A 26347-nucleotide genomic window follows, 5' to 3' on the forward strand; every position below is an offset into this window, starting at 1 on the left:
CTGTTCAACATTTAATGTTTTTTAATGATATACATAGTATGGCTATACGCCACATCTTCAGGATTGGTGATCGGGTATCCTTTTAACCATTTTTTGATTAACCGACCATTAGTGTACTGATAAATAGGAACAATCGGAGCCTGTTCTTCAATCATTTTTTCAGCCTGATTATAATCCCTGTTTCTGGCGGCATCGTCTGTTTCCAGACTAGCCTCTTTTAACAAAGCGTCATAAGCTGGGTTATGAAATTTGGCCAAATTTCCGCTATGTGTTGATGTCAAAAGTGATAAGAAACTTGATGGCTCATTATAATCTCCGGTCCATGATGCCCGGACTACATCAAAATTACCGGTATTCCGGTTATCAACGTAAGTTTTCCATTCCTGATTGACTAACTTCACCTCAACGCCCAGTTTTTTCTTCCACTCTGAACTGACTGCAATGGCAATACGTTGATTATTCTCTAAATTGTTATAGAGCAAAGAAAGTTTTAGTGGATTATCAGGGCCATAACCTGCTTCTTTCAGCAGTAATCTTGCTCTTCTATCTCTTTCCTGCTGAGTTATAATCTGTTGCTGACTTTTTTCTGGATGAAAACCAGCCGTAACGTCAGGTGTAAAATGCCATGCAGGTTTTTCGCCTGTGCCTAATATCTTTTCTGCAACCAGATTCTTATTGATGGTCATGGCAAGCGCCTGCCGGACACGGATATCATTAGTCGGTGCACGCTGAGTATTAAATGCGTAGTAATACGTTCCCAATTGATCCGGAGTGAACACCTCTCCCGGAATATCATGCAGTAACTTGTGGTACATATTCTTAGGGAAAGATTCAGTAATATCCAAATCCCCTGCCAGATAGCGGTTAACCGCATGAGATTCCTGATTGATTGGTACAAACGTCACTTTTTTCAGTACTGTTTTCTTGTGATCCCAGTAATAAGGGTTAGGCGACAGAACAATTTTTTCATTTACTACACGCCCCGTCAGCATGAAAGCGCCGTTACCCACCAAATGGCCTACCTTGGTCCAATCATTACCGTATTTTTCAACGTTCTGTTTATTCACCGGATAAAGGCTAAAGTGAGTAGTCATATTAGGGAAATAAGGCACTGGGCGATCCAGCGTAACTTTTACTGTATAAGCATCAAGAGCCTCAACACCTAATTTTTCCGGGGGTAATTTACCATCTATAATTTTTTGGGCATTCTGAATTCCTGCCAGAGCAGCAAACCAAGAAAATGAAGAAGCATTTTTAGGATTAACCAGCCTCTGCCAGCTATATACAAAATCAGAGGCGGTGACTTTGTCACCATTAGACCAGCGGGCATCCTGTCGTAGCGTAAATATCCATGTTTTGTTATCTGTCGTCTTCCAGTTAATCGCAACTCCCGGAACGGGCTTACCATCGGCATCCTGATTAACGAGACCTTCCAGTAAATCACGCAACACCTGCGCTTCTATTAAGCCGAAGGATTTAATCGGGTCAAGTGATGCTGGTTCATCTTTCAAATGGCGAACCAGCTCCTGATGAGGGTCTAACTGAGTTCCTACAGGAACATCAGCAGCATAAACAGAAAGAGGTAAGGAAAGCCCTGTCATCAGTAATACAGAAGGGAACAAGGTAAAATTGTGCATAAATATTTACTCTTTTGGTCTAATAATTATCCTAAAATAAATTATAAGACACTGTTAATTAAACAATAGATGAGTATTTATAAATATTACAGCTATTTTTGTGGGCAAGATCGCACTATTCCATTACACTGGCACCGCAGTTTACTTATATAGAGGGATAAAACCATGACACAAACCGTCAAGTTCCAAGGTAGCGATATCACCGTAGCTGGGCATTTTCCACAAGCTGGTGAAACAGCAAAAGAATTTACGCTGGTAGCTAAAGATCTTACTGACGTGGCACTGAGCCAATATGTAGGGAAACGTAAGGTACTCAATATATTCCCAAGCATTGACACCGGCGTTTGTGCAACTTCTGTACGTAAATTCAACCAACATGCCGGTGAACTGAACAATACTGTCGTACTTTGCATTTCAGCAGACCTGCCTTTTGCACAATCCCGTTTTTGTGGCTCTGAAGGCCTTTCGAATGTTGTCACTCTATCAACACTGCGTGGTGGTGAGTTTCAGGAAAATTACGGTGTAGCCATTAGCCAGGGTCCATTAGGTGGATTGACTGCACGTGCTGTCATTGTTCTGGATGAAAACAATAATGTTATTTATAGCCAGCTCGTAGATGAAATTACTAACGAGCCTGATTATGACAGCGCATTAGCAGCACTGAAATAATTCGTTATAAAGAACCTCTGGCGGTAATTATTATGTTGTTACCGCCAATTTTATCTTTTTTTCCCCACCACTTCTCCTCTCTATTCTTATTTTAAAACATCTTAAATATAACCTAAACAGATAATAGCAGCCTATTCACTCATTGCCCTCGCCGCCCTCAATTTTATCACTTTGTTAACTTTATCTTTTTATTTATTAGATATAACACATTAATTTAAACGATAAATTAATTATTTAAACGATAAATGAATTATCAGTAATTTTTCTTTTTAAGGTTATCTTAAATATAGATACATTATCCTAATTTAATTAACCATGTTTTATGATATTAGAAAAAAGTTTACCCGACATAATTCATTAATTTAATATAATTACTTATAATCTCCTATCTAACTAATCTAAAATTATTTTATACAATAAAAACAAAGTAATACATTGGGTTATTTCTTTTTATAAAGACAAAATATAAACACAAGTTATATATTCCTTAAATAAAACATTCTCTGGTGATTACACATTCTGACTATTGTGCTTAACTCAATATCAGAAACCAACAGCTACATATTTATTATATATCCGAAATGCCTTATAACAGTAAGTTCCACCAGCTATCATATATTCCCGCATCCAGCCGGAATAGGCGGTAGCTTTGCATAAAAGCGAGTCCATATTATGGAAAGACAGTTTATCGCACATACTTCATCCGGCGAAGAGTTATACTTTAAATCACTTAAAGGAATAGAAAGATTATCGGAACCTTATGAATTTGAGGTCGAATTACTGAGTAAAAATAGATTATCTGATCCTATATCGCTTCATAATACTGTACTTACCGTAGAAATAAAAACCCCGTCAAAACAAACAAGATATTTAAGTGGCTATATAGAAAAAATCTCTTATTCGCCATTTTATAAATATGATGACAGGCTTTATTTATATACTGCTACAGTAAGGCCTAAGCTTTCGGAACTAAAAAAGAAATCCGGTTATAGCATCTGGCAGGAAAAAACCGTACCTGAGATTGTCACTACAGTATTACAGGGTGCCAATGTTAATTTTGAGGATAATCTCATAGAAAACTATCGCCCATGGGAATATTGCGTTAAATATAACGAAACTGATTTCGATTTTATTCATCGTCTAATGGCGCATGAAGGTATTTATTATTACTTTAAACATGAGAATGGCAACCACACTATGGTATTAGTCGATATGCCCCAAATGCATTATCCAATGCCGGGGTATGATACGATTAAATATTTCAGTGTCGGTAGCATCTTCAGGAAATTGGACCAAGAATATATCTATACTTGGAATATTAGCAGTTCGACTATCCCCAACAGTTTCAGTACTGATGACTACGATTTTCGTAAGCCCCGGGCTAAATTACAGTCTCTCACTCAAACATCGCTCAGTTCTGTTGATAGTACAGAGATATTTATGTGGCCGGGACGCTTTATAAAAGGTGATCAGGGGCAGTTTTATGTCCGTATACTTCAACAGGCTTCAGAAGCACAAAGTGAGCTGATTAATGGAACAGGCAATGTACTGGGAATGGCTCCGGGCCACACTTTCACACTCTCTCTGCCTAATAGTATCAAAGGGGATGATTACAATGATTATCTGATTACCGGAGCACAATATTCATTTTATGAATCCGATTATGGCTCAGTCTTTGAGTGTGATAGTGATGACGATGATAGTGATGATGATAAGCCTGACAAAAATATTGTTCAGTTTGAAGCTATCCCCTCCAATGTCCATTGGAAACCACAAGCCATCACGCTTTGGCCAAAAGCAACCGGTGTTGAAACTGCGGTCGTAACAGGTCCTAAAAATAAACCGATATGGACTGATAAGTATGGCCGGATAAAAGTGAAATTCCGTTGGGATAAAACAGATAAAAAAGACGATACCAGTTCCTGCTGGATACGTGTGGCAACGCGTTGGGCTGGCTGGCGATACGGCAGTATCAACGTTCCCCGTGTGGGAGAAGAAGTTGTTATCAGTTTTGTCAATGGCGACCCGGATAAACCTTTTGTTATCGGTAGTACTTATAACAATGAAAATATGCCGCCGTGGGAACTTCCCAAACATGAAACTCGCAGTGGTGTGATGTCAAATACCAAAAATGGTAAGCATGATCAGGCTAACTATCTTTTTATGGATGATGAACCGGATAAAGAGTTATTTGATCTGCACGCAGAGCGGGATATGAATATCTCCGTTGAAAAAGATAAGACAGTCAAAATTGATGGGAAGCGTACTACGGAAATTAAAAAAGAACAAACAGATACGGTGACAGGTAAAGCGAATTTCACCTACAAAGATAATCGGGATACGACTGTCAACGGCAAAGATACCTTAACGATTGATAAAGGGCAGCAACGAACCATTAAAAAAGGGCGAAACACCGAAATCGATGGTGGAGATACCTACAAACTCACAGGCAATTTAACTGCCAAAATTGATGGAAACTGGACTCAAAATATTACCGGAACAACGCTAATCAACAGCCCTAACCCCATTACAATCAAGAGTGATACTAATGTTATCGTGGATTGCCCAACGTCTATATTTTCTGCCAATATCGGCAACATAAGTGCCACCGGATTTAGTATTTCTGCCACGGGTTTTCATGCGTCCACCACTCACACTAGTGTTTCAGCCAATGAGCTTGTTACATCCGTCACAGGAATTTCCGTCGGTGTTACTGTCATCAATCTAAGTAAAACAGGAGTAAATATTACAAAAAATGATGTCAAAGTAGCCGCAAACGCACTTGCTGTTGCACAATCAAACATCCGACTCATTGCTTCCTCCCTACATTTATTTGTCTAATAATTTAACAGTTCAATATTTCAATGAAAATCATCAAACCACTACGCTTAAGTCTGCTTTATCGGCCTTATCGCTGGATGCAGAAAAATCATCTCGGCGTCACTGTGATGGCTCTGACTGATATGGGCACAACTCCCCGTCTGAGACCGGAGCCGGAGCTTTGGCAACTGGCAGAAAAAGAACTGAAAACCTGTAATGGTATTATTGATCTTGCCATGCCTAAATCCTGTGCTGAATTTCTGGCGACAGGTTATGCCTATACCCATCATCAGACTGATAAAACCGCCTGTAATGTGCGTATTAAAGTTGATCAATTGGAAAAAAAACTGGCTGTTTTTGGTGATCGTTACTGGGTGGGAGGTACTTCTTCAAAACCTCAAGCCTTTGAACAAATGCGACTGGACTGGAGTCGGGCTTTTGGAGGAGAAGGTTATGATGATAACCCACACGGTATTGGTTTCACGCCGGAAATATTAGAAAACGGCACTAAAATTCATCAGTTACCTAATATTGAAGCCTTCCAAAAACAATTGTTATCTCCGGAAGATACTCCCGAACCCTCTAGTTTTTGCCCTTTGGATTTTACATGGCCACGCCGGTTTGAACGCATCGGTAAGCAATATGATAAGGAGTGGCTAGAAAACGAATTTCCGGGATATGCCCATGATATTGACTGGCGGTTATTTAATGCCGCACCACAAGATCAGTGGTGGGAGCAACTGCCTGCCCTGCCGATTAAAGCTGCATGGCGGATTGAGAACATGCATCCGAAAAAACCGGTGCAGGAAGGCCGTCTGCCAGCATGGAATGTGCGCTGTTTTATCAGACGGCTACGTCTTAATGAAGAGATTGACGAAGAAATTGTCATGCGCCAGACAACCGTATGGTTCTTTCCTCATCTGGAGCAAATGCTCCTGATATGGCACGGAAGTACACGGATAAATGAAGATGATGCAGCCGATGTATTACAGATGATATCCGCGCTGGAACATCAGGATAGCCTACTACCCGCCAGTCATTATCTGGCGGTGGCCAAACAGCGCACGGACAAAGAAAAAGGGGTGTTGTACACGTTCAGGGAAAAAGATCTTATTCCTGAGGACATTATCGGCTCATGGATAGATACAGAGTCCTCAGTAGAAAGCAGCCCGATACAGGAATCGATACTTAGGCGTCAAAAGCTCCTCCATGAACAGCAAGCTGCACGTTTAGCTGAACAGGGTTATGATATCAATACAATGATCCCACCCACTTCTCCGGTCGCAGTACCTTCAACCAGTCCCCGACTGGATGAACTACCAGAATTCATGGAAAAAATCGAACAGGAGGCCGATCAAAAAAAAGCCGAAGCCGAGCTGAAACAAACAGAGATAACCGCCAAAGCAAAAGAACAGGGTATCGATACGTATTTATCTCTTCCAGAGAGTAATACCAAAGGACCGGAAGGAATTTATTCAACACGGGATATATTGCGTAAGCAACAGCAGCACACCGGATTGAACGATCAAGAACTGGCACAAATTGAACAGTCGCTACGTGATACCTATTTTTTGTCGGTGCAATCCCAGAGTCCTGCTTTGCGACTGAAGGGGGAATTATCAGAAATCATCCGCAAACGGGCACAAAAAATTATGGCACAAGGTGGTAATTTCAGTGGCATGGATTTTACTGGTGCAGATTTATCTAACATGGATCTACGTGGCGCAAACTTTTCCGGCGCATTATTGGAAAGTGCCTGTTTTAATCACAGCCAACTGGATAAAGTGGATTTCAGTGAAGCAATGCTGGCCAGAGCAGAATTCTGCCATACTTCCCTGTCTGGTGTGAAACTGGATAAAGCGAATCTGGTACTGGCTAAATGTGAGCGAAGTGACTTTTCCAATACCGATTTCAAAGAGGTCCAATTGCAGGAAGCCCTATTTGATCACTGTCAATTTAACCACTCCACATTCACCGATCTTTTACTGAGACAGGTTTTTATTACACATGGTGATTTTCACTCTTCACAATGGAATAACTGCACACTGACAGAACTGGAATTACCCGCTCTCAGCTTTAATCACGCAACGCTGAATAAAGTCACTTTTCTTAAGTGCAAACTGGAACAAGCCGTTTTTGATGAAGCACAATGTGAAAGTTGTTCATGGGTAGAAACGGAAGTCAATCACATCCGGTTCTGTTCGGCAAGTCTGTTGAATTGTGCTTTTGTGATGAACAGTACGCTTAATCAGGCTGATTTTACTCAGGCAATACTGACTGAGTGTAATTTGCGTCAGATGCCGTTGGTTCAGGCCCGATTTCATTCCGCTATACTGAATAACAGCGATTTGAGTGAAGCTGACTGTCGGTCAGCAGATATGCAACATCTGAATGCAACAAAAAGCATTTTCATCAGAACCGATTTTCGGGAGGCTCTGCTGAATAATGCCAACCTGATGGGTGCTCTGATGCAGAAATGTAGCCTGCATGGTACTGATTTACGCGGCGCGAATTTATTCCGGGCCGATATGTCTCAGTCTATCATTGATGATTCAACCCAGTTTGAAGGTGCCTATCTGCAAGGTATCAAAACCTTACCTAAACGCGATAAGGAAGTGATATGAATTCACTGTCAGCAGATGAACTGATCGCAAAAATCAAACAGGGTGACATCATTGAAAAAGTCAGTCTGGCACATATCTCACTGGCCCAGCGGGATTTAACCGACGGAATATTCAAAGAAGTCGATTTTTCCGGTACTGATTTTTCCCACGCTCAACTGAAAGATACCATTTTTTCCGCCTGTCAGTTCAAAGAGGCAACATTCGATTCCACCCTCTTCGAACATAGTGTTTTTGAACAGTGCAGTCTGGCAAGTGCCACCTTCGATAAAAGTCACATAAACAACAGCCTGTTTAATCAATGTGATTTAAAGAAAACCCGCTTTACAGAAACAATACAGAACGACTCTCAATTTACCTCAAGTATTCTGCAAGAAGCCGATTTCAATCACAGCGATCTTAAACGAATTGCCTTTATTGACTCATCGCTTGATCAGGCACGCATCACTTCCAGCGATCTTTTTCTGGTTACCTTTTTTCGCCAGAATTTACGGAAAACGCACTTTTCTGCCAGTAAATTCACGAAAGCGGTTTTTTTTGAATGTGACCTGCGTGGTCAGGACTATCAACAACAACAATTTCAGGAATGTCAATTTACCGGTTGTCAGCTTGAAGCCGTGAATTTCAGTCATGCCAGATTAACCAACTGTAACTTCAAAGGAGCGGGGTTACAGGGGGCAGTATTATCGAATGTTAACGCGACCCAATCCCTATTTATCGAAGCGGATTTGACTCGGGCACATTGCAGCAACAGCTTATTTATCCAGTCTATTTTTGTCAGTGCCTGTCTCGAATCCGCTGACTTCAGACAAAGCCAGCTAACACAGGCCATTATGCACAAAGTTCATGCCGTCAATGCCCAGTTTACCGGTGCTGACATGACCTATGCCGATCTTTCCTACGCCAATGTCAGCAACAGTGATTTTCGTACCACGCATTTTATGCGAACACTTTTTCATCGTGCTGAACAGGCTGGGGCATTGTTCTCCGATCGTAATGGCATTCTGGAAAATGATCCTGAACTGTTTGCCGCCGAAGAGTGGGAGCTACAACGCAAGATTTAATCAGGAGAACTAAAATGTCAGAACTTTCTTACGCGTCCTATACACTTTCTTCGCCTTTGCTTACGGATGAACCTTCACAACAGGTTGCCGGACAGGTTATCAACCGCCTTCAGGATGGTAGCTTGATGGTAGAAAGCCACAGCCGGGGATGGCATTGCCGACGGGCTGCCAGTTGTTTACTGACACCTGAACTGGGTGATACCGTCTTACTCACAAAAGTGGAGGGGAAACTCTGGGTGCTGGCTATATTAGAACGCCCTGAACAACAACAATCGGCAGAAATCAGCGTACCCGGTGATTTGACTATTGCACCTCATGGCAATTTACATTTAAACAGCGAAGGATTGCATATTGATGCCAACGATGGGCAATGCCATATCAAGAAAATGCAATACACGGGTGAATCTCTCTCTGCCTGGGTGTCAGTGACCCAATTGGTTGGCAATAAACTTGAATCAGTCTGGCAGACCGTTACACAACTCAGTCACCGCCTGTTTCGTCATACCACACAGACAGAGCAAGTACGGGCGGGTCAGTTAGATATGCAGGCTGAAAACTACCTGCGTCTGCATGCCCAAAATACCATGATGTCAGCAAAAGCCATTACCAAAATAGATGCTGAACAAATTCATATTGGTTAAGGAGATATTATGTTTGCCAATACTCAAAGCGGGGGGATGGATCTGGCTACCCCTGATGTCTGTATGACTCCCCCTTTTTCAACACCTATACCGTATCCCAATATGGCTCAGGGACCTACCGGTATTACGAATGCCATGAACATTTTATTTGCAGGAGCACCAGCCCATAATCTGATGACAATCTATCCCATGACTATGGGCGATAACGCCGGCGTTAATACTGGTGTGGCTTCCGGTACGGTGATGGGACCGGCACGGCATACATTAGGGGCGAATACTCTGTTAATCAAAGGCGCTCCCGTGACGCGACTAACCAGCATGTCAATGCAGAACTCGACCAACTCTGTCGGCTGTCGTATTACACCAAGCCAAACCAAGGTGCTGATTTTATCAGCCTGATACCCAACTTTTCTTTTATTCCATACTGGCTATACTAAAATTATTAATAATTCATGAAATTTATTACCTTATATTTTGTACTGCAAAAAACGAAATATTTTAATAAATACCTTGTATTCAATTAGTTGTATTTAATTAACTGTTGGGTGATAACTGCTGGATGACGAAAAGAATTTTATTAACGTTTCTATTAATCATGGCAGGCTGCTCATCACAGCAGCCAGAAAAATTACCTCCTTACCAATTAGTTTTTAATATTGCACCAAATGTTAATGATTCAGCTCCACTGAAGATTGACGTTATGCTATTGAAATCAAAAGAAGAGTTTATGTCGGCAGACTTTTTTTCACTTCAGGGCAACGCGAAAGCAGCACTGGGGGATAAATTAGTCAATGAGGATCGGTTTTTTATCCTCCCTACCGAACATGTCCGTCATCTACTGGAACAGAATCAGCCAGAAATTCATTACATTGGAATTGTTGCCGAATACAGGCAATTAGATGGAAAGAAATGGCGTATTGCTCTTCCGGTATCGGTACCAGCAAAGCCTCCGTTTTACAAATTCTGGCGTTCTGCACCTGACAAACTACAGGTGTGCATTAAAGTTACTGGCTCTGGTTTAACTCCTGACTTAACTTGTGCTGCATGAACTGAAGAAAATCATGAATAAATCTGAAAAAGTCATTTGGACAGAAGGGATGTTCTTACGCCCTCATCACTTCCAGCAAGCTGAAAGCTATCTGGAAGCCTATGTCCGTGATTGGGGGAAAGCCCAACTGCCTTATTATTGGGGTTTTCTGACTCTCGAACTGAATCAGGAATTTCTCAATCAGGGGAAAATTATGCTTTCCTCTGCGAGCGGTATTTTTCCGGATGGAACTCCATTCAGTTTTGATGGCGCTGACGCACCAGAACCTTTACAACTCTCTGAAAATCAGACCGATATTAATGTCATGCTGGCGCTTCCCCACTTTCGGCGGGGCAGAGAAGAAGTCATTTTCAGTGAGCAGAAAAATTCGCTGGCGCGTTTTATCAGCTTTGAAACCGAAGTCAATGACTTTAATGCCATGTCAGTGGGCAGTGCTGCTTTACAATTCGGCAAAATGCGCCTGCGCCTGATGGCGGAATCTGATTTAACACCAGAATGGACTGCATTGAAGATTGTTCACGTAGTGAATAGAACCAGTGATAATAAAATATATCTTGATCAACAGTTCATTCCTCCCCTGCTCAACTGTTATGCCAGCCCGCAAGTAGCCGGGTTTGTAACCGATATTCAGGGGTTACTGGAACAGCGCCGCCAGCAGATAAGCCAGCGTTTATTACAACTGGGGCGACATAATGACTCTGAAATCATGGATTTTCTCTTACTGTCCCTTGTAAATCGCTATAGTGGTCAGGTAAACCACGCACACAATTTATCACTATTGCATCCGGAAAGATTATTCAGCGAATGGCTGCAATTTGCCACTGAGCTGGCGACATTCTCCCAAAGCCGTGTTCCTGATGAAAATCTTCCTCTCTATGATCATGATAATCTGACCCTGAGTTTTAATCAGCTTATGTTCCATCTGCGTCAGGGGCTGTCCATCATTCTGGAAGAACACGCTATTCAGTTACCACTCACCGAATACTCTCATGGTCTGAATATCGCCACACTACCTAATGCCAATATGGTGAATACATTCAGCTTTATTCTGGCGGTCCATGCTGAGACCACTAATGAAACCTTGATGAGCCACTTCCCGGCTCAGATGAAAATTGCCCCTGTCGGACGTATCCGTGAATTAGTGCAGTTGCAGCTACCCGGTATTGCAATACGAGCCTTACCATCCGTGCCGAGGCAAATTCCCTGGCATTCAGGATATGTCTATTTCGAACTAGAAAAAGAGGGTGATTTGTGGAAACAAATGGATAAAGCCGGTGGCTTTGCATTACACCTGGCGGGTGAGTTTCCCGGTTTAAATATGGAGTTTTGGGCTGTCCGTAACCAGCCTAAACAAAGGTAACGACACCTATGATGAGACAAGAAGCTCTTCATACTGATCAGATATGGCTTGCTGATGACACCAGTGAAAATCCGTTGGTGGCTGCGGCCAATCCTCTGCTGAATACGATCCCAAAAATCCGGCATACCACCTCCCACCCGGATCCCGCAAATTTACGGCAGCATCTGATCGATGAAATACGACGCTTTGAAGTCGCATGTCAACAGGCAAACCAGCCCTATGAAGTTATTATCGGGGCGCGTTACTGTTTGTGCACCGCCTTAGATGAAGCGGCCGCACTGACTCCATGGGGAAGCCGTAGTGTCTGGTCAGGTAGTGGGTTACTGGTCACGTTTCATAATGAAACCTGGGGAGGTGAAAAATTCTTTCAGCTTCTGGCTAAACTATCACAAAGCCCCAAAGAAAACTTATTTCTGCTGGAATTGATTAATTTTTGTCTCCAGCTCGGGTTTGAAGGGCGCTACCGCATCATGGATAACGGTCGTTCTCAGCTGGAAACACTAAAACAACGTCTGTACCAGTTGATCCATTCAATCCGGGGCAATTATCCGGCCGAGCTGTCAACTAATTTGCAGTTACTCAAAAAACCTAATAAAGCCTGGAAACCTTTTTTACCTATGTGGGTTTGTCTGCTATTTCTGTGTTTTTTGGGTTGTATCCTGTATATCAGCCTGAACTGGCGACTGGGTAATATCACTACCCCGGTTTTATCCTCTATCTACCAGACCAGTCTGCCCAATGTGCCCGACAGAAAAATATCACCGCTGCCACCTCCTGCGCCAGTGAAAGAGGAAAAACTGAATCTAAGAAGCCGATTGCAAGCTGAAATATCTGCCGGACTGTTAACCGTCTCCGTGAATGATAAGAGTGTGATTACACTGGAGGGTGATGGTGTATTCAGGTCTGGTTCATCTCGCATCAAGAAAAACTATTTATATGTTATCAAACGTATTGCAGAAGAGATGAATCATTACAAAGGTGAAATTCTGGTGGTCGGATATACCGACAATGTGCCCATTTATTCATCATCTTTTGCCTCTAATTACGCGTTATCACTGGCCAGAGCCAAATCTGTCCAAAAAGAACTCCAGCGCTATCTGGATCAGCCGGGACGCGTCAAAACAGAGGGAAAAGGTGCAAGCGATCCTCTGGTACCCAATAACACCCCCGCTAACCGGGCTAAAAACAGACGAGTAGAAATCACGCTGTTAGTTTCTCCTGATGCTCAAATAAAGTGAGGAAACTAAGATGTTGAATGTGCTCCTTTCCATTATCACCAGCCGACTGACATGGAGTTTTATCGGAATAACGATACTTGCTTGCATTATCGGTTTCTGGGGGCCCATTATTTCTGTTGGTGATGTTGTACCATTTAAATCATTTACAATACGGGTAGCCACCATTATCGCTCTTTACTTTTTTTGGGTTTTTAGTTTACTCGTCCCTCACTTATACCGGACTTGGCTGAATAAAAAACTGGCTAATCAGCTGAATATTATCAAAGGCAGCGAATCCGAAAAAGCGCAGGAAAAACAACAAAATGAACAACACCTGTCCCTGTCAGAACGTTTTTCTGATGCTGTAAAATTATTAAGAAAGGCTTATTTTTCCGGCCTGAATGGTAAAAATAAACCCACCCTGAGAGGTTTTTTCAGCCGCCAGTATCTGTACCAATTACCCTGGTATTTGGTCATCGGGGCGCCGGGTTCAGGTAAAACAACTGCGCTATCGAATTCCGGTCTGAATTTTCCACTATTAGATTATTTCGGCAGAGCTGCTCTGCACAGCATGCAGGACAGTAATAGCTGTAACTGGTGGTTCACGACTAATGCCGTTCTGCTGGATACCGCCGGGCGCTATACGATTCAGGATAACACTGTCCAAAAATCCAATTTCAGGGAATGGAAAACATTTATCAAGCTGTTGAAGAAATACCGCACACGTCAGCCTATTAATGGAGTTATCCTGACCCTCAGTGTGGAGGATCTGCTGAATCCATCGACAGAAGCCCGTGATAACCACGCCTATATGCTTCGCAGGCGCTTATCGGAATTACATGAAAAATTTAAGATCCAATTTCCTGTCTATCTTTTTATTACTAAAACCGACTTGTTAAAAGGCTTCACTGCCTATTTTACGCACCTTGATAAAGCATCACGCGAGCAAATTTGGGGACTGACCTTTCCACAGAACGAAAAAATGGATTGGAACATCAATGCTACCTTTGACGAACAATTCCATCAGTTACAACGGCGACTGGATGCTGAATTACCCTATATTCTGCTGAATGAATCCAATCCACAACAATCTGCTGAAAGTTATCTGTTTCCCCAAGAGTTTGCTGCCCTGCATCCGTATATTGCCCAGTATCTTGAGATAATTTTCGCCCGATCCGGATTTGAAGCTCCCAGTTATCCCAGAGGGCTTTATTTCACCAGCGGTAAACAGGAAGGAATTCCGTTTGATTCTGTGATGGAAAAATTTAATCAAAATGTCCAGTTACCGACTGATAACAACAGTATTTCGATGTCATGGGGCAATGGTGAAGATAAAGGAATGCACTATCCCTCTCAGGCCCAGCAGCCGTACTTTCTGAAAAACTTACTGGAAGGCATTTTTCAGGAAGCCGGGCTTGCCAGTTATAACCGTTGGTGGATATACAAGAATCGTCTGGTTAACTGGTTAGGTTATATGACACTGATAGCGATCCTGATCGCGGTAACCACCTTATTTCTGACCAGTTATCACAATAATGAAAATTATCTTGCTGAAATTCAGGCAAAAATGCCGTCGATTACGAAACTGGGCGATGAACTAAAGCAAAACACGAATAATGCTAATGAAGCAAATAATATCTATAACTTATTACCGATGTTGAACACGCTGGCCAATCTGGCCCAAAGTCAGCATTTTTCGCTGGACGATCCACCGATATCTTATCGCATGGGCTTGTACACAGGTGAACTGGTCAACGATGCCGGACATGACCTGTATACGAAAGCACTACAATCATTACTGCTGCCACATGTAGCAAGGCTTATCACCGATCAACTAAAACAGGTCAGTAATAATGATATCGATAAAACATATAGTGCATTAAAGGCCTATCAGATGTTATATCAACCCAACCATTATGACGGTAAATTTCTGCGTAACTGGGTAATGCAGTATCTGGAGGCACAATTAGCACCCGATACTCCTGAGATACAATTCAAACAGCTGGACTGGCACCTCGGCCAGTTACTGGATAATCAACCGGTTACATCACCCTATGTCTTTGATAGCTCGCTGGTTGAAAGCAGGCAGGCATTCATCAGCAGTACACCTCTTGCAGTACGAGCCTACGCCAGACTACAAAGCACTCTGCTGAACAATCCCGATTTAGAACCGGTCAATTTAGTTACCCTTGCCGGTCCACAGGCTGATCTGGCTTTTTCTCATATCAGTAATGAACCAATAACCAGTGGAGTTCCTGGGCTGTTTACGCCAGCGGGTTATCATAAAATCATCAAAGATATGGAACCGTTGATTGCCAATTCCTATATACAAGACAGTTGGGTGCTGGGTTCTTACGCCAAAAAACAGCCAGTTAAACTAGTTGAACAATCTGTCCGGCAAATTTATGTTAATGACTATATTTATCAATGGGATAAATTTCTGGGTGATATTCGTTTAAACCATATCGATGATTTAACGCAGCGGGCTAACACTGCGCGCTTACTTTCATCTTCAGTTTCACCCTTGCGTCTTCTTCTGATCAATATCAGTAAAAATCTAACCTTGAATGATCCGCTCAATAGCCTGATGAATAAAGGCAAGAATATTGCAAAACTGGGTAGCCTAAGCAGTAAGACCAGTAATTTAGCTAATAAAGCCAATAGGTTGGCTAACCTGGCTCCCCAACAGATGATTTTGCAAAATAACGGGCAACCCTCACCGGAAAATATGTTAGAAGCACATTTTGCGCAAATTACCGATTTAGCGAAAAATCCGGATGGAAAAAACCCGCAAATACCTTTCGATGATATTTTGAAAAAAATCGGTGACTTATACCAATACCTGACTTCAGTACAAAATGCCGTGAATACCGGTTCAACTTTTCCTCCCAATAATATTATCACTCAACTACAGACCGCATCAGAGCGACTGCCTATGCCGTTCAGGGATATGATCACCTCACTGGCAATCGGTGCCAGCAGTGATGCACAAATCAGCGATATGAGAAGTGTCGGTAAACAGCTCAGCTCTGAAATCGGCGGGTTTTGCAACCAAGCCATCACAAACCGTTATCCGCTGGTCGCTACGGCACATGTCGATATTAAACCAGATGATATGGCTCGCATGTTTGCCCCCGAAAAAGGGATGATGGACAGTTTTTACAAAAAGAACTTAGAGGGAAAAGTCGATACATCCCAGCCCCAATGGCGCTTTATGCCGGGTGTGGATGGCAAACCTCTGCCGGGAGGAACAAGATTACTCCGGCCTTTCCAACAGGCTAAGATCATCAGTGATACGTTCTTTGGGAACGGTACTCCTACCCCGTCATTTACTGTCATGGTTCAGCCGATCAGTATGGGTAACCAAATATTGAGCATGGTTCTGAATGTCGGAGGGCAACAATTGCAGTACAGCCACGGCCCTCAGGTTTCACAACTCATCAACTGGCCGGGGTCTACCGGGGTTAATCAGGCCAGTATTCAACTAAACCTAGTTGATGGCACAACCGCCACCTTATCCGCTTCCGGCCCCTGGGCACTGAACCGATTGCTGGATAAAGCAAAACAAGTCTCACATAGCAGCTCTGCCCATCATGATGATTCGGCTCTACAGGCCACGTTTAATATCCAAGGCCATACTGTTGTACTGGCATTTACACCAAGCAGTATTTTCAGTCCGTTTAAACTGCCTGCATTCTCCTGCCCGAATATGAAGAGCATATAAACGCCATGAGCCATGAAAACAGTACGAATATCGATGCATTACTTGCGCCAATAAGCAGCGAGTCTCCTTGCGGAGAGAATCTCGAATACGATGATGATTTTCTGCTATTAGAGCAAAGTCTAGTTGGCAAAACAGAACAGCAGTTCGGTGATTTCCTGATCCCGGCTGAACCCCCTAATTGGCTGGAAGTAGAAAAACAGGCCACAAACCTACTGCTGTCCCGGACTAAAGATCTGCGTATTATTATCGCTCTGATGCATGCATGGGTAGAAGCTCGGGGATTATCCGGATATGCCGATGGTCTGTATCTCCTTAGACAAACACTGGAACGCTATTGGGATGAGGTATGGCCAAAACTGGAGTTTGATGGTGAATACGATCCTTTATTCCGTCTCAATACGCTGGCAGATATTGAGGACGGCTCTCCTCTGACCCTGAAAGTACAGAATTCCATTCTGCTGAAAAACGTTTTGCAGGAGTTATCATTCCGCGATGTCTACTCACTGCTCGACGGGTCAATAACCGAAATTAGTGGCTATACAGGAGGGCGTACACGTTTATTAAAGGAGTTAAAACAGCAATCGAGTAGCCCGGAACTATCTATATTGGTGATTATTCATGATCACGTCATAGCTCTGTCTGAACTGATTAACCGGCATTTATCCGCCAGCCATTCACCTGAATTTTCTCTGCTGTTAAAACACCTGAATACGGTGATTGAGTTCAGTCTGTTAAAACCACCAGCCTCAGCAGAAGCGCCTGTGACTGATAGTGATAAAGCCGCTCCTGAATCTGAATCAGTGAGTAAACCGGCACCTACTTCAGTAAAAAATACGCTAATCCCCGTACCATCAGCTGACTTATCCTCATTCGACTGGTATGAAGTGGAAGCTCACAATCGCGAAGAAGTACGTATGCTGTTGGAAAAAGTGAAACTTTATTTCATCACACATGAACCGAGCCACCCCGCTCCGATGATGATTGACCGCATTCAGCAGCTGATTGATCGTAACTTTATCGACATTATTTCTAATCTTGCACCAGAAGGGTTACATCAGCTCGCCATCATTTTTGGCTATGCTGATAATCCCAGTACAGATACAGACCAAAATGATACCTACTAACCGCTTATAACCTCTATTCAGAGACTCAACGAATTATTCACTCACCCCTTAATCTATCTAGCCAGTATTGGAGAATTTGTCATGAAATCCAGCGGACAAAAATTTATAGCTCGAAATCGCGCTCCCCGTGTCCAGATTGAATACGATGTCGAGCTTTATGGCTCAGAAAAAGTGGTTCAATTGCCGTTTGTCATGGGGGTTATGGCTGATTTGGCAGGGAAATCCACAGAAGCCCAGCCAGAAATTACTGACCGGAAATTTCTGGAAATCGATGTTGATAACTTTGACGAACGCATGAAGTCAATCAAACCCCGGGCTGCCTTTCAGGTTGATAACACCCTGACAGGTGATGGCAAACTGAATGTTGAACTGGTTTTTGAAAGAATGGAGGATTTTCAGCCAGATGCTATCGCTAAAAAGGTAGAGCCTTTGGCTAATCTGTTGGAAGCACGTACCCAACTGGCGAACCTGCTGTCTTATATGGATGGTAAAACTGGTGCAGAACAACTGATTGCCGAAATACTGCAAAACCCGGCCCTGTTGAAATCACTGGCGGAAGCGCCAAAACCTGAAGACAGCATTTCATCTGAAGACAACACGCCAGGATCAGATGAAAACACTGAAAATAAGGAGTAATTGATGAGCACGACCGAACAAGAAACCTTGTCTCAACAAGAGCAGACGCTAAAAGAGTACACGGCTGATGAGTTAAGTGTATTGCTCGGTAAGGAATTCCGCCCGCAAAGTGATCAGACCCGTAGTGCCGTTGAAAATGCGGTCAAAACACTGGCGCAGCAGGCACTGGAAAATACCGTGACGCTCTCTGGTGATACCTATCGTACCATCCAGTCACTGATTGCCGAAATTGATACCAAAATCTCACAGCAAATGAACCATATCCTGCACCATGATGAGTTTCAGACACTCGAAGGCGCATGGCGGGGTCTGCATTATCTGATTAATAACACGGAAACGGATGAAATGCTGAAAATCCGTGTGATGTGTCTGTCCAAAAAAGAACTCCGTAACACCTTAAAACGCTTTAAGGGTATCAGCTGGGATCAAAGCCCACTGTTTAAGAAAATCTATGAAGCGGAATATGGCCAGTTTGGTGGTGAACCTTTCGGCTGTCTGGTGGGAGATTACTATTTTGACCACACGGCACCGGACGTTGAACTATTGCGCCAAATATCGCAAATCAGCGCCTCAGCACACTGCCCGTTTATTGCCGGAGCCGCACCCAGTGTGATGCAGATGAACTCCTGGCAGGAGCTGGCTAATCCACGGGATCTCACCAAAATCTTCCAGAATACGGAATACGCCCCCTGGCGGAGTTTACGTGAATCAGAAGACGTCCGTTACATCGGATTAGCATTACCGCGTTTTCTGTCCCGTTTACCTTATGGTGCTCTGACAAATCCCGTTGATAACTTCAATTTTGAAGAGAATACCGATGGGCCTACCCACGAAAATTATACCTGGGCGAATGCAGCTTATGCGATGGCCGTTAATATCAACCGTTCATTTAAACTGTATGGCTGGTGTACCTCTATCCGTGGCGTAGAATCCGGCGGCATTGTGGAAAACCTGCCTTGTTATACTTTCCCCTCTGATGACGGCGGCGTGGATATGAAATGCCCCACCGAAATTGCCATCAGTGACCGCCGTGAGGCTGAATTAGCCAAAAATGGCTTTATTCCGCTCCTGCACCGCAAAAACACCGATATGGCCGCCTTTATTGGGGCGCAATCACTACAAAAACCCTCGGAATATTATGATCCTGATGCAACTGCGAATGCCAACCTTTCGGCTCGTCTGCCCTATTTGTTTGCTTGCTGCCGCTTTGCCCATTATCTGAAATGTATCGTCCGTGACAAGATCGGGACATTTCAGGAGCGCAGTGATATGGAACGCTGGCTGAATGAGTGGATCACAAATTATGTCGATGGTGACCCAGTCAATTCAACACCGTTCACTAAAGCCAAGAAACCACTGGCAGCCGCAGAAGTTCAGGTCGAAGAGATTGAGAGCAACCCAGGATACTATCAGGCTAAATTTTTCCTGCGGCCTCACTATCAATTAGAAGGCCTGACAGTTTCTCTACGCCTGGTTTCAAAATTACCCTCACTAAAAGGAGCATGATACTAATCAATTATTTTTCAACACAAAACCCAATATCACTACTTTAGTTATCTTTATGTAGCAGTACCCTTCCCTCTATATGTGTATCCCAATAAACATCAATGGGATGCCAATGTTACATACAATTCCTTCATTAAACTTTAATTAAGATTAAGGCGAAAAATTATGTCTACTCTTCCAACGCCCGATGCGTATATTTTCTTCACTGATATTAAAGGTGAATCAGGTGATGAAAAACATAAAGACTGGACAGCCGTCCATTCCTTTAAAATAGATCTGATGAACGATGTCACTAAATCTAATCAAGGGACTGGTTTGGGTGCAGGCATCGTTCAAGTTAGCCAACTCCATTTAAATCTTCTGTTTGATAAATCATCCATAACCTTGCGCAAATACGTTGCTTCAGGGAAACATATTAAGGAAGTTAAACTCAATGTTCGTCGGCAAGGCGGAACACAAGAGTCCTGGTATGAACTGACCCTGACACAAGCTGTGGTCGCAGACGCCAGACTTGTATACGGAGATGGTAATTTCTATTGTGACGTTCAGCTTGCCTTCCAAAAACATAAAGAAAGCTACTTCCCACAAGACTTCCAGGGTAAAAAAGGTGCTGAAATTACCTACACCTGGGATTCCTACACTAATAAACTGGAATAATACACCGTGGATTTTACTGATAACCTCCTTGAAACAAGGAGGTTATCCTCATCCACATTATCCTTATCAACAATAAGGATCCACGCTTATGCGATTCACCATTGTTAAAAACAACAGTACAAGCCAGCCAACACAACTGAGTTATGAATTCTCTCCTCCGGGAGGAACTATCGGCCACTGTAAAGATAATAGTTGGGTTTTACCTGATGCTGAGCAGGGCATTGCCCGTCAGGCTATTGTATCCATCAATACAGATGGCAAATGTCGGATCACCAATCTGGGTTCTGCAACTGAGCTTTTGCTGAATACAATCCCTGTGGCTCCGAATCGTCAGGTTGAAATCCGCGATGGTGACGTACTGAATATTGGCAGTTATCAGATTCAGGTCATTGATCCCTACCAAAATGCACAATTACAAACTGATATTTCCGCTACCAGTGTATCCTCTGAATCGGATACGCAGGGTATTCCCAGTGAAGTCTGGGATGGCCTTGAAAAAATTTTTACGATCCCTGATACCCCGACATCCTCTGACAAGCATCAGGTATCATCAGATGGAAATGACCATAACCCGCTGTTTCCCTCCAGCCAACAAGAAAATGATGAACGTAATCCCATTGATCCATTAGCAAAAATCAAAACAACCGCTGATTTAGATACCCTACAGCTACGGGCGAAAGATCCCGTGACTATGTTCAATTCAGATCCCCTCTTCCGGCAGGAAGATATTCTTAATGATAATACGCCGACAACCTTACTCCAGAATGATAAAGAATATGATCTTGAGCACAATGATAAGGAAGGTGAAGTTGATCCACTGGCGTTATTTTCTGACCAGAATGTTAAACAAAAACAAAATATTAAAAATGAAGACCCTCTGGATTTGATGTTAGGCACTGCCGCGCCACTAACATCTCCTGATCATCCCAAAATTGCCGAACCTAAATCGGTTTCTGTCACACAATCTGCATCTGATCATAATACACAATCAGAAGCTCAATTCTCTCCTTTACCTCCGCTCTTCACAACAGAAGAGCTATCCAGAGAAATAAACCAAGATTTAGTCACAAACCAGTTCGGCACAGAAACAGAAGAAACAATGGGAGAAGATACCTTCTTTAACCCACCTAATAAGCAGACTGACCAGAGTCATCAGACTTATATTAATCAGCAGATTAAGCAACTTAACACACCACCACATATCAGTAATGATGACCCTATTTATGAACGGCTGAATATCGATCCCATCAGCTATAAATCCGATGAACATGTCACAGAAGGTGTCAAACTGGAAGGAAAATTACTGGCGGCCCTACTAGAAGGTATGGGACTCAAAAATCTTCGCCAGCCACAGTTTGATGAACACCGTATGTATCAGTTAGGCCAGCTTATCAGCCAGTTATCTCAGGGGCTTGTTGCATTAAATACTTCACGTACCCTACTGAAACGGGAAGCCGAAGCCGGAATAACCCAAATGTTATCAGATACCAATAATCCCTTTAAATTATTACCTTCTGGTCAATCAGTACTGGTTCAGATGTTTGGTGATCATATGCCGGGATTTATGTCTATTGAGCAGGCAACCCGCGATATTTTAATCGAATTACAAGCGCACCAACTGGGAATGATTGCCGGGATGCGAGCCATTACGGTAGATATCCTGCAACTCTTTCACCCCACTATTCTTGAACAAAAAGCACGGGACGAAGGCGGCATGCCACGTTTGTCATTATCATCAACCTATAAAGCATCTTTATGGGAGTTTCTTACTAAGCATTATCAAAAAACAGCCAGTGAATTTGAGCACAATTCCGGCCTGTTTGGTAAGAACTTCCTGTTGGCCTATGAAAACGAAGTAAATAATTATAAAAATTCCCAGAAAAAAATAAAAAAACAGACCGGATAAAACTATCAACTCCTCAGATACAAATATCCCATGAATTTCAGCTTATAACCTGAAAGACAATGGGAACAAACCTTTCAGCATATCAATCCTATTGCCCATAGTTATCTATATATCACGACTAACTATCATCACTGCTAATAATTAATAGGCTCCCCATGAATAACGATACGACTTTGATACATAGTGGCTATCATCGTCCGGGTAATACCAGACACATCACTGCCAGAGACAAAATGCGGCCTTCCCTGCTGGACAGGCTCACCGATAATGAACCGGATAAGAAAAAAGAGGCAACCAGTAATCACCTGATATCACATAATATATTACGCCAGAATCTTCTGCGGGATTTACAGTGGTTACTCAATAGTATCAACGGCGAATCCGAACAGAACCTTTCCCCTTTCCCAGAAATCCGTCGCTCCGTCTATAACTTTGGCCTGGAGCCTCTGGCCGGTAAGCTCATGTCTGAAATCGAATGGGAGGATATCCAGCATAAGATCACTAAAGCGATACATATCTTTGAACCCCGCATTCTTCCCGACGGTCTTGAAGTTAATTGTGTTTCAGATACCCACTCACTGACTTTATACAACAGATTATCCATCGAGATCAGAGGGTTTTTATGGTGTGTTCCCTGGCCACTGGAATTCCTGTTTCACAGTGATATTGATTTAGAAAACGGCTATTTCACTATTAAAGAAGCTGGGTAAACCGGCAAAAAACGGGAGAATACATTTTGGATAGCAAACTGCTTGAATACTACAATCGTGAACTGATCTATTTACGTGAGATGGGCAAAGAATTTGCCGAGCGTTATCCGAAAGTCGCCAACCGGTTGGGGATGCATGGCATTGATGTGACCGACCCTTACGTTGAACGGCTGATGGAGGGTTTCGCTTTTCTGACCTCCCGTATTCAGTTGAAAATGGATGCGGAGTTTCCGAACTTTTCCCAACAATTACTGGAGATGTTGTGCCCCAATTATCTGGCCCCCACACCGTCAATGTCTATTGCCGAACTTCAGCCCGATACCAGTAAAGGGGATATCAGCCACGGATTTTTAGTACCACGCGGGACTATCATGCATTGTCAGTCACTGAAAAAAGACGGTATTACGCTTCAGTACAGCACGGCACAGGATGTTATTCTGCAACCCCTGCACTTGCAAAAAGTTGAATTGGGAAAAATTCCGGCCAATATTCCGCTGGCTTCTTTAAATCTTCATCAGTGCGGTGCAGTGAGTGCGTTACGTATTCATCTCACCTGCAAAGGTAAATTCTTCCTCAGTGAGCTGGAACTCAATAAACTGATCTTTTTTCTTTCCGGGCCAGATATTCAGGCTCAGCAATTGCAGGAACTGCTGATGGAACATTGCGTCGGAATGATCTGTCAGACTCTCGGTGATACCCCCCAGTATCAGGTATTACCTGATATCTCCCCGCATCACGAAGGGTTTGATGATGAACAGTCATTATTACCCAATGATCCACGCACGTTCAGCGGTTATCGACAGCTGCATGAGTATTTTGCTTTTCCGGCTCGTTTTCAGTTCTTCAGCATTAGCGGTATGCAATCTTTGCTGGAAGAGACTAAAAAAGAGAGTGAGTTTGAACTGATCCTACTTTTGGACAAAATTGATGAGGATTTAGAGCATCTGGTTGATGCCTCTTACTTAGCCCTGAACAGTACTCCTGTCATTAACCTGTTTCCTAAACTGACTGAACGGGTCACGCTAAAAGAGAGCACTAATGAGTACCATTTAGTGGTTGATAATACCCGACCACTGGATTATGAAATTTTTTCAGTACAACGCCTGCACGGTGCAGATATCAAGCGACGGGAAACTCAGATCTTCCGACCTTTTTGGTCAACTTTCAGTGATGATAAAGGAAATTATGGCGCCTATTTTTCCCTTCGTCGTGACCCCCGTATTCTGTCTGAACACTCCCTGCATTATGGAACCCGAACCAGTTACCTTGGTACGGAATCATTTGTTTCCATTGTTGATGAACAACACTCACCCTGGCCGAATGAACTCAAATTTCTGACTGCGGATGTGATGTGCACCAACCGTGATTTATCTGCAATGTTGCGGCAACAGGATATCGATAGTTTTGTCATGCTTGATTCCATTCCAATCAACCAGATTGTATTTCTTAAAAGGCCGACCATACCACATCCGGCTCTGGCACAGGGTTCAGCTTCCTGGAAATTAATCAGTCAGCTACAGCTCAATTACCTGAATTTCATGGATAAGGATGATGAGCAAGGTACTCAGGCATTACGGCAATTGCTTAGTCTTTATGCCAATCTTTCAGAGCCGGCCACCGCCCGTCAGATTAATGGTATTCGCCATTGTTCACTGAAAACAATTCATCGCAGAGTACCAGAACCCGGCCCAATCGTTTTTGCCCGTGGTGTCGGAATTGAACTGGAAGTCGATGAGCAGGAGTTTGCCGGAACCAGCCCTTGGTTACTGGGTAGTGTTCTGGAACGACTCTTCTCCCATTTGGTTACCATGAACTCCTTCACTGAAATGACACTCTATAGCCAGCAACGAGGCAAAATCGGTTACTGGCCGGCCCGAATGGGAAAAAAACAACTGTTATAATGGGGGGAAATGACGATGAGTGAAACAGGTGCTGTCGCCATTCACAGCATAAGCCGTCTACCTGATAATTTCTGGCAAGAACTCACCCAGACGCCGTGGCAGTTCGATCTGTTCCAGACCCTGCGGCGGATAGATGCGCAATCCGGGGAATATTATATGCTGGGTTCATCCCCATTACCGCGATACGACCTACTGCGGTTAGGGCAAAAGGCATCAATGATATTCGCCCCTTCTACTATCTCCGAAGCAAAACAACGGAAAAACTCAAAACAGTATGATGTACTGATTTACAGTTTTGGTTTATTCGGGCCAAACGGCCCCCTACCGACTCACATTACCGAATATATCTATGCCCGACAGTATAATTATCAGGATCCGACGCTGACGGCGTTCGCTAATTTATTTCACAATAGGTTAATCCAATTATTTTATCGGGCCTGGGCGAATGCCCAGTCTACAGTATCGCTCGATCGTCAGGATAATCAGCGTTTCTGCCATTATCTCGCTTGTCTGGTTGGTATGGGTTTACCTGCCCAGAAAAACTCAGATTCTATTCATGAACATGCCCGCTATTTATTATCAGGGCATTTATCTCGTCAGGGGCATGGTGCAGAAGGTCTGAAAAAAATACTGTTCACCTACTTCAATATTCCGTTAAAGATTAAACAAAATATTCCGCAATGGCTGGAAGTTGAGGTTCAGGATCAGGCCCGGTTAAAAGCCGGGCGCAACATGCCACGTTTAGGACAGTCAGCCTTTTTGGGGACTGCATTATATGATGTTCAGTATAAATTCCGCATCAAACTTGGCCCACTGACAATATCAGAGTATGAAGACTTCCTGCCAAACCAACCGAAGTCACAACAATTACGTGACTGGGTACGTCAATATCTTGGGATTGAGTATGCATGGGATATCCAACTGGTACTTCATCGTACAGATATACAGAGTATCCATCTGTCAGATCCGGTAAAACTAGGACTAAGCAGTTGGCTTGGGAAGATGGAGCAGAAAATCCATCGTGATGATTTAATCTACAACCCCTAGTTTTGCCTGCACGTTCCCGACCAACATACCTCTTCTTGCCTTTTACTCTCTAATAACTG

At 43.2% G+C, this 26347-nt stretch carries 19 protein-coding genes; 18 read left to right on the forward strand and 1 reads right to left on the reverse strand.

Translation table 11 applies throughout. The features are described from left to right. Positions 1–11 precede the first annotated feature (11 nt). Positions 12–1637: a peptide ABC transporter substrate-binding protein gene (locus Xsto_RS03195; RefSeq protein WP_099124081.1), complete on the reverse strand. Its 1626-nt coding sequence runs from the start codon at positions 1635–1637 to the stop codon at positions 12–14. Between the two features lie 165 nt (positions 1638–1802). Between Xsto_RS03195 and tpx the strand changes: the two genes are divergently transcribed. The 18 genes from tpx to tssG all read left to right on the forward strand — a co-directional run bounded on the left by tpx (position 1803) and on the right by tssG (position 26288). After that, on the forward strand, positions 1803–2306 hold the full coding sequence (gene tpx / locus Xsto_RS03200) for a thiol peroxidase (RefSeq protein WP_099108111.1): 504 nt from the start codon (positions 1803–1805) through the stop codon (positions 2304–2306). Positions 2307–2978: 672 nt separating this feature from the next. Beyond that, entirely contained in the window at positions 2979–5147 is a 2169-nt protein-coding gene (locus tag Xsto_RS03205; RefSeq protein ID WP_099124082.1) for a type VI secretion system Vgr family protein, read from the forward strand. Positions 5148–5170: 23 nt separating this feature from the next. Further along, the gene (locus Xsto_RS03210) at positions 5171–7750 is read left to right on the forward strand and encodes a DUF2169 family type VI secretion system accessory protein (RefSeq protein ID WP_099124083.1); all 2580 of its coding nucleotides are present in this window, start codon (positions 5171–5173) and stop codon (positions 7748–7750) included. Further along, on the forward strand, positions 7747–8811 hold the full coding sequence (locus Xsto_RS03215) for a pentapeptide repeat-containing protein (protein WP_099124084.1): 1065 nt from the start codon (positions 7747–7749) through the stop codon (positions 8809–8811). Before Xsto_RS03210 ends, Xsto_RS03215 begins: the two co-directional genes overlap by 4 nt. A 14-nt stretch (positions 8812–8825) precedes the next feature. Continuing rightward, on the forward strand, positions 8826–9452 hold the full coding sequence (locus Xsto_RS03220) for a DUF3540 domain-containing protein (RefSeq protein WP_099108115.1): 627 nt from the start codon (positions 8826–8828) through the stop codon (positions 9450–9452). 9 nt (positions 9453–9461) lie between these two features. After that, positions 9462–9851: a DUF4150 domain-containing protein gene (locus tag Xsto_RS03225; protein WP_099108116.1), complete on the forward strand. Its 390-nt coding sequence runs from the start codon at positions 9462–9464 to the stop codon at positions 9849–9851. 160 nt (positions 9852–10011) lie between these two features. Continuing rightward, positions 10012–10500: a type VI secretion system lipoprotein TssJ gene (tssJ, locus tag Xsto_RS03230; RefSeq protein ID WP_099108117.1), complete on the forward strand. Its 489-nt coding sequence runs from the start codon at positions 10012–10014 to the stop codon at positions 10498–10500. A gap of 13 nt (positions 10501–10513) precedes the next feature. Continuing rightward, the gene (tssK, locus tag Xsto_RS03235) at positions 10514–11860 is read left to right on the forward strand and encodes a type VI secretion system baseplate subunit TssK (protein ID WP_099124085.1); all 1347 of its coding nucleotides are present in this window, start codon (positions 10514–10516) and stop codon (positions 11858–11860) included. Positions 11861–11871: 11 nt separating this feature from the next. After that, positions 11872–13098, forward strand: a complete 1227-nt coding sequence (locus Xsto_RS03240; RefSeq protein ID WP_099108304.1) for a DotU family type VI secretion system protein — start codon at positions 11872–11874, stop codon at positions 13096–13098. Positions 13099–13108: 10 nt separating this feature from the next. Next, a complete protein-coding gene (gene tssM / locus Xsto_RS03245) occupies positions 13109–16801 on the forward strand; it encodes a type VI secretion system membrane subunit TssM (RefSeq protein WP_099124086.1) in 3693 nt (1230 codons plus the stop codon). A 5-nt stretch (positions 16802–16806) separates the two neighbouring features. Continuing rightward, on the forward strand, positions 16807–17925 hold the full coding sequence (gene tssA, locus Xsto_RS03250) for a type VI secretion system protein TssA (RefSeq protein WP_099124087.1): 1119 nt from the start codon (positions 16807–16809) through the stop codon (positions 17923–17925). Positions 17926–18006: 81 nt separating this feature from the next. Next, a complete protein-coding gene (gene tssB / locus Xsto_RS03255) occupies positions 18007–18561 on the forward strand; it encodes a type VI secretion system contractile sheath small subunit (protein ID WP_099124088.1) in 555 nt (184 codons plus the stop codon). A gap of 3 nt (positions 18562–18564) precedes the next feature. Further along, positions 18565–20067: a type VI secretion system contractile sheath large subunit gene (tssC, locus tag Xsto_RS03260; protein ID WP_099108122.1), complete on the forward strand. Its 1503-nt coding sequence runs from the start codon at positions 18565–18567 to the stop codon at positions 20065–20067. A 165-nt stretch (positions 20068–20232) separates the two neighbouring features. After that, positions 20233–20724 (forward strand): Hcp family type VI secretion system effector, encoded by a 492-nt coding sequence (locus Xsto_RS03265; protein WP_099108123.1) that lies wholly within the window; start codon positions 20233–20235, stop codon positions 20722–20724. A gap of 88 nt (positions 20725–20812) precedes the next feature. Further along, the gene (locus tag Xsto_RS03270) at positions 20813–22630 is read left to right on the forward strand and encodes a type VI secretion system-associated FHA domain protein (protein ID WP_099124089.1); all 1818 of its coding nucleotides are present in this window, start codon (positions 20813–20815) and stop codon (positions 22628–22630) included. Between the two features lie 155 nt (positions 22631–22785). Next, positions 22786–23340: a type VI secretion system baseplate subunit TssE gene (gene tssE / locus Xsto_RS03275; RefSeq protein WP_099108125.1), complete on the forward strand. Its 555-nt coding sequence runs from the start codon at positions 22786–22788 to the stop codon at positions 23338–23340. 26 nt (positions 23341–23366) lie between these two features. After that, positions 23367–25241: a type VI secretion system baseplate subunit TssF gene (gene tssF / locus Xsto_RS03280; RefSeq protein WP_099121525.1), complete on the forward strand. Its 1875-nt coding sequence runs from the start codon at positions 23367–23369 to the stop codon at positions 25239–25241. Between the two features lie 15 nt (positions 25242–25256). Continuing rightward, positions 25257–26288, forward strand: coding sequence for a type VI secretion system baseplate subunit TssG (tssG, locus tag Xsto_RS03285; protein WP_099124090.1), 1032 nt, complete (start codon positions 25257–25259; stop codon positions 26286–26288). Positions 26289–26347: the final 59 nt, after the last annotated feature.

This window comes from Xenorhabdus stockiae (assembly GCF_002632825.1).
Taxonomy (GTDB): domain Bacteria; phylum Pseudomonadota; class Gammaproteobacteria; order Enterobacterales; family Enterobacteriaceae; genus Xenorhabdus; species Xenorhabdus stockiae.

Excerpts from the sequence above, each read along its gene's own strand:
- tssJ (WP_099108117.1), top strand. The coding sequence starts at position 10,012 with ATGACGAAAAGAATTTTATTAACGTTTCTATTAATCATGGCAGGCTGC.
- Xsto_RS03225 (WP_099108116.1), top strand. The coding sequence starts at position 9,462 with ATGTTTGCCAATACTCAAAGCGGGGGGATGGATCTGGCTACCCCTGAT.
- Xsto_RS03215 (WP_099124084.1), top strand. The coding sequence starts at position 7,747 with ATGAATTCACTGTCAGCAGATGAACTGATCGCAAAAATCAAACAGGGT.
- tssM (WP_099124086.1), top strand. The coding sequence starts at position 13,109 with ATGTTGAATGTGCTCCTTTCCATTATCACCAGCCGACTGACATGGAGT.
- tpx (WP_099108111.1), top strand. The coding sequence starts at position 1,803 with ATGACACAAACCGTCAAGTTCCAAGGTAGCGATATCACCGTAGCTGGG.
- Xsto_RS03240 (WP_099108304.1), top strand. The coding sequence starts at position 11,872 with ATGAGACAAGAAGCTCTTCATACTGATCAGATATGGCTTGCTGATGAC.
- tssK (WP_099124085.1), top strand. The coding sequence starts at position 10,514 with ATGAATAAATCTGAAAAAGTCATTTGGACAGAAGGGATGTTCTTACGC.
- Xsto_RS03195 (WP_099124081.1), bottom strand. The coding sequence starts at position 1,637 with ATGCACAATTTTACCTTGTTCCCTTCTGTATTACTGATGACAGGGCTT.
- tssA (WP_099124087.1), top strand. The coding sequence starts at position 16,807 with ATGAGCCATGAAAACAGTACGAATATCGATGCATTACTTGCGCCAATA.
- tssE (WP_099108125.1), top strand. The coding sequence starts at position 22,786 with ATGAATAACGATACGACTTTGATACATAGTGGCTATCATCGTCCGGGT.
- Xsto_RS03270 (WP_099124089.1), top strand. The coding sequence starts at position 20,813 with ATGCGATTCACCATTGTTAAAAACAACAGTACAAGCCAGCCAACACAA.
- tssC (WP_099108122.1), top strand. The coding sequence starts at position 18,565 with ATGAGCACGACCGAACAAGAAACCTTGTCTCAACAAGAGCAGACGCTA.
- tssB (WP_099124088.1), top strand. The coding sequence starts at position 18,007 with ATGAAATCCAGCGGACAAAAATTTATAGCTCGAAATCGCGCTCCCCGT.
- tssG (WP_099124090.1), top strand. The coding sequence starts at position 25,257 with ATGAGTGAAACAGGTGCTGTCGCCATTCACAGCATAAGCCGTCTACCT.
- Xsto_RS03205 (WP_099124082.1), top strand. The coding sequence starts at position 2,979 with ATGGAAAGACAGTTTATCGCACATACTTCATCCGGCGAAGAGTTATAC.
- Xsto_RS03210 (WP_099124083.1), top strand. The coding sequence starts at position 5,171 with ATGAAAATCATCAAACCACTACGCTTAAGTCTGCTTTATCGGCCTTAT.
- Xsto_RS03220 (WP_099108115.1), top strand. The coding sequence starts at position 8,826 with ATGTCAGAACTTTCTTACGCGTCCTATACACTTTCTTCGCCTTTGCTT.
- Xsto_RS03265 (WP_099108123.1), top strand. The coding sequence starts at position 20,233 with ATGTCTACTCTTCCAACGCCCGATGCGTATATTTTCTTCACTGATATT.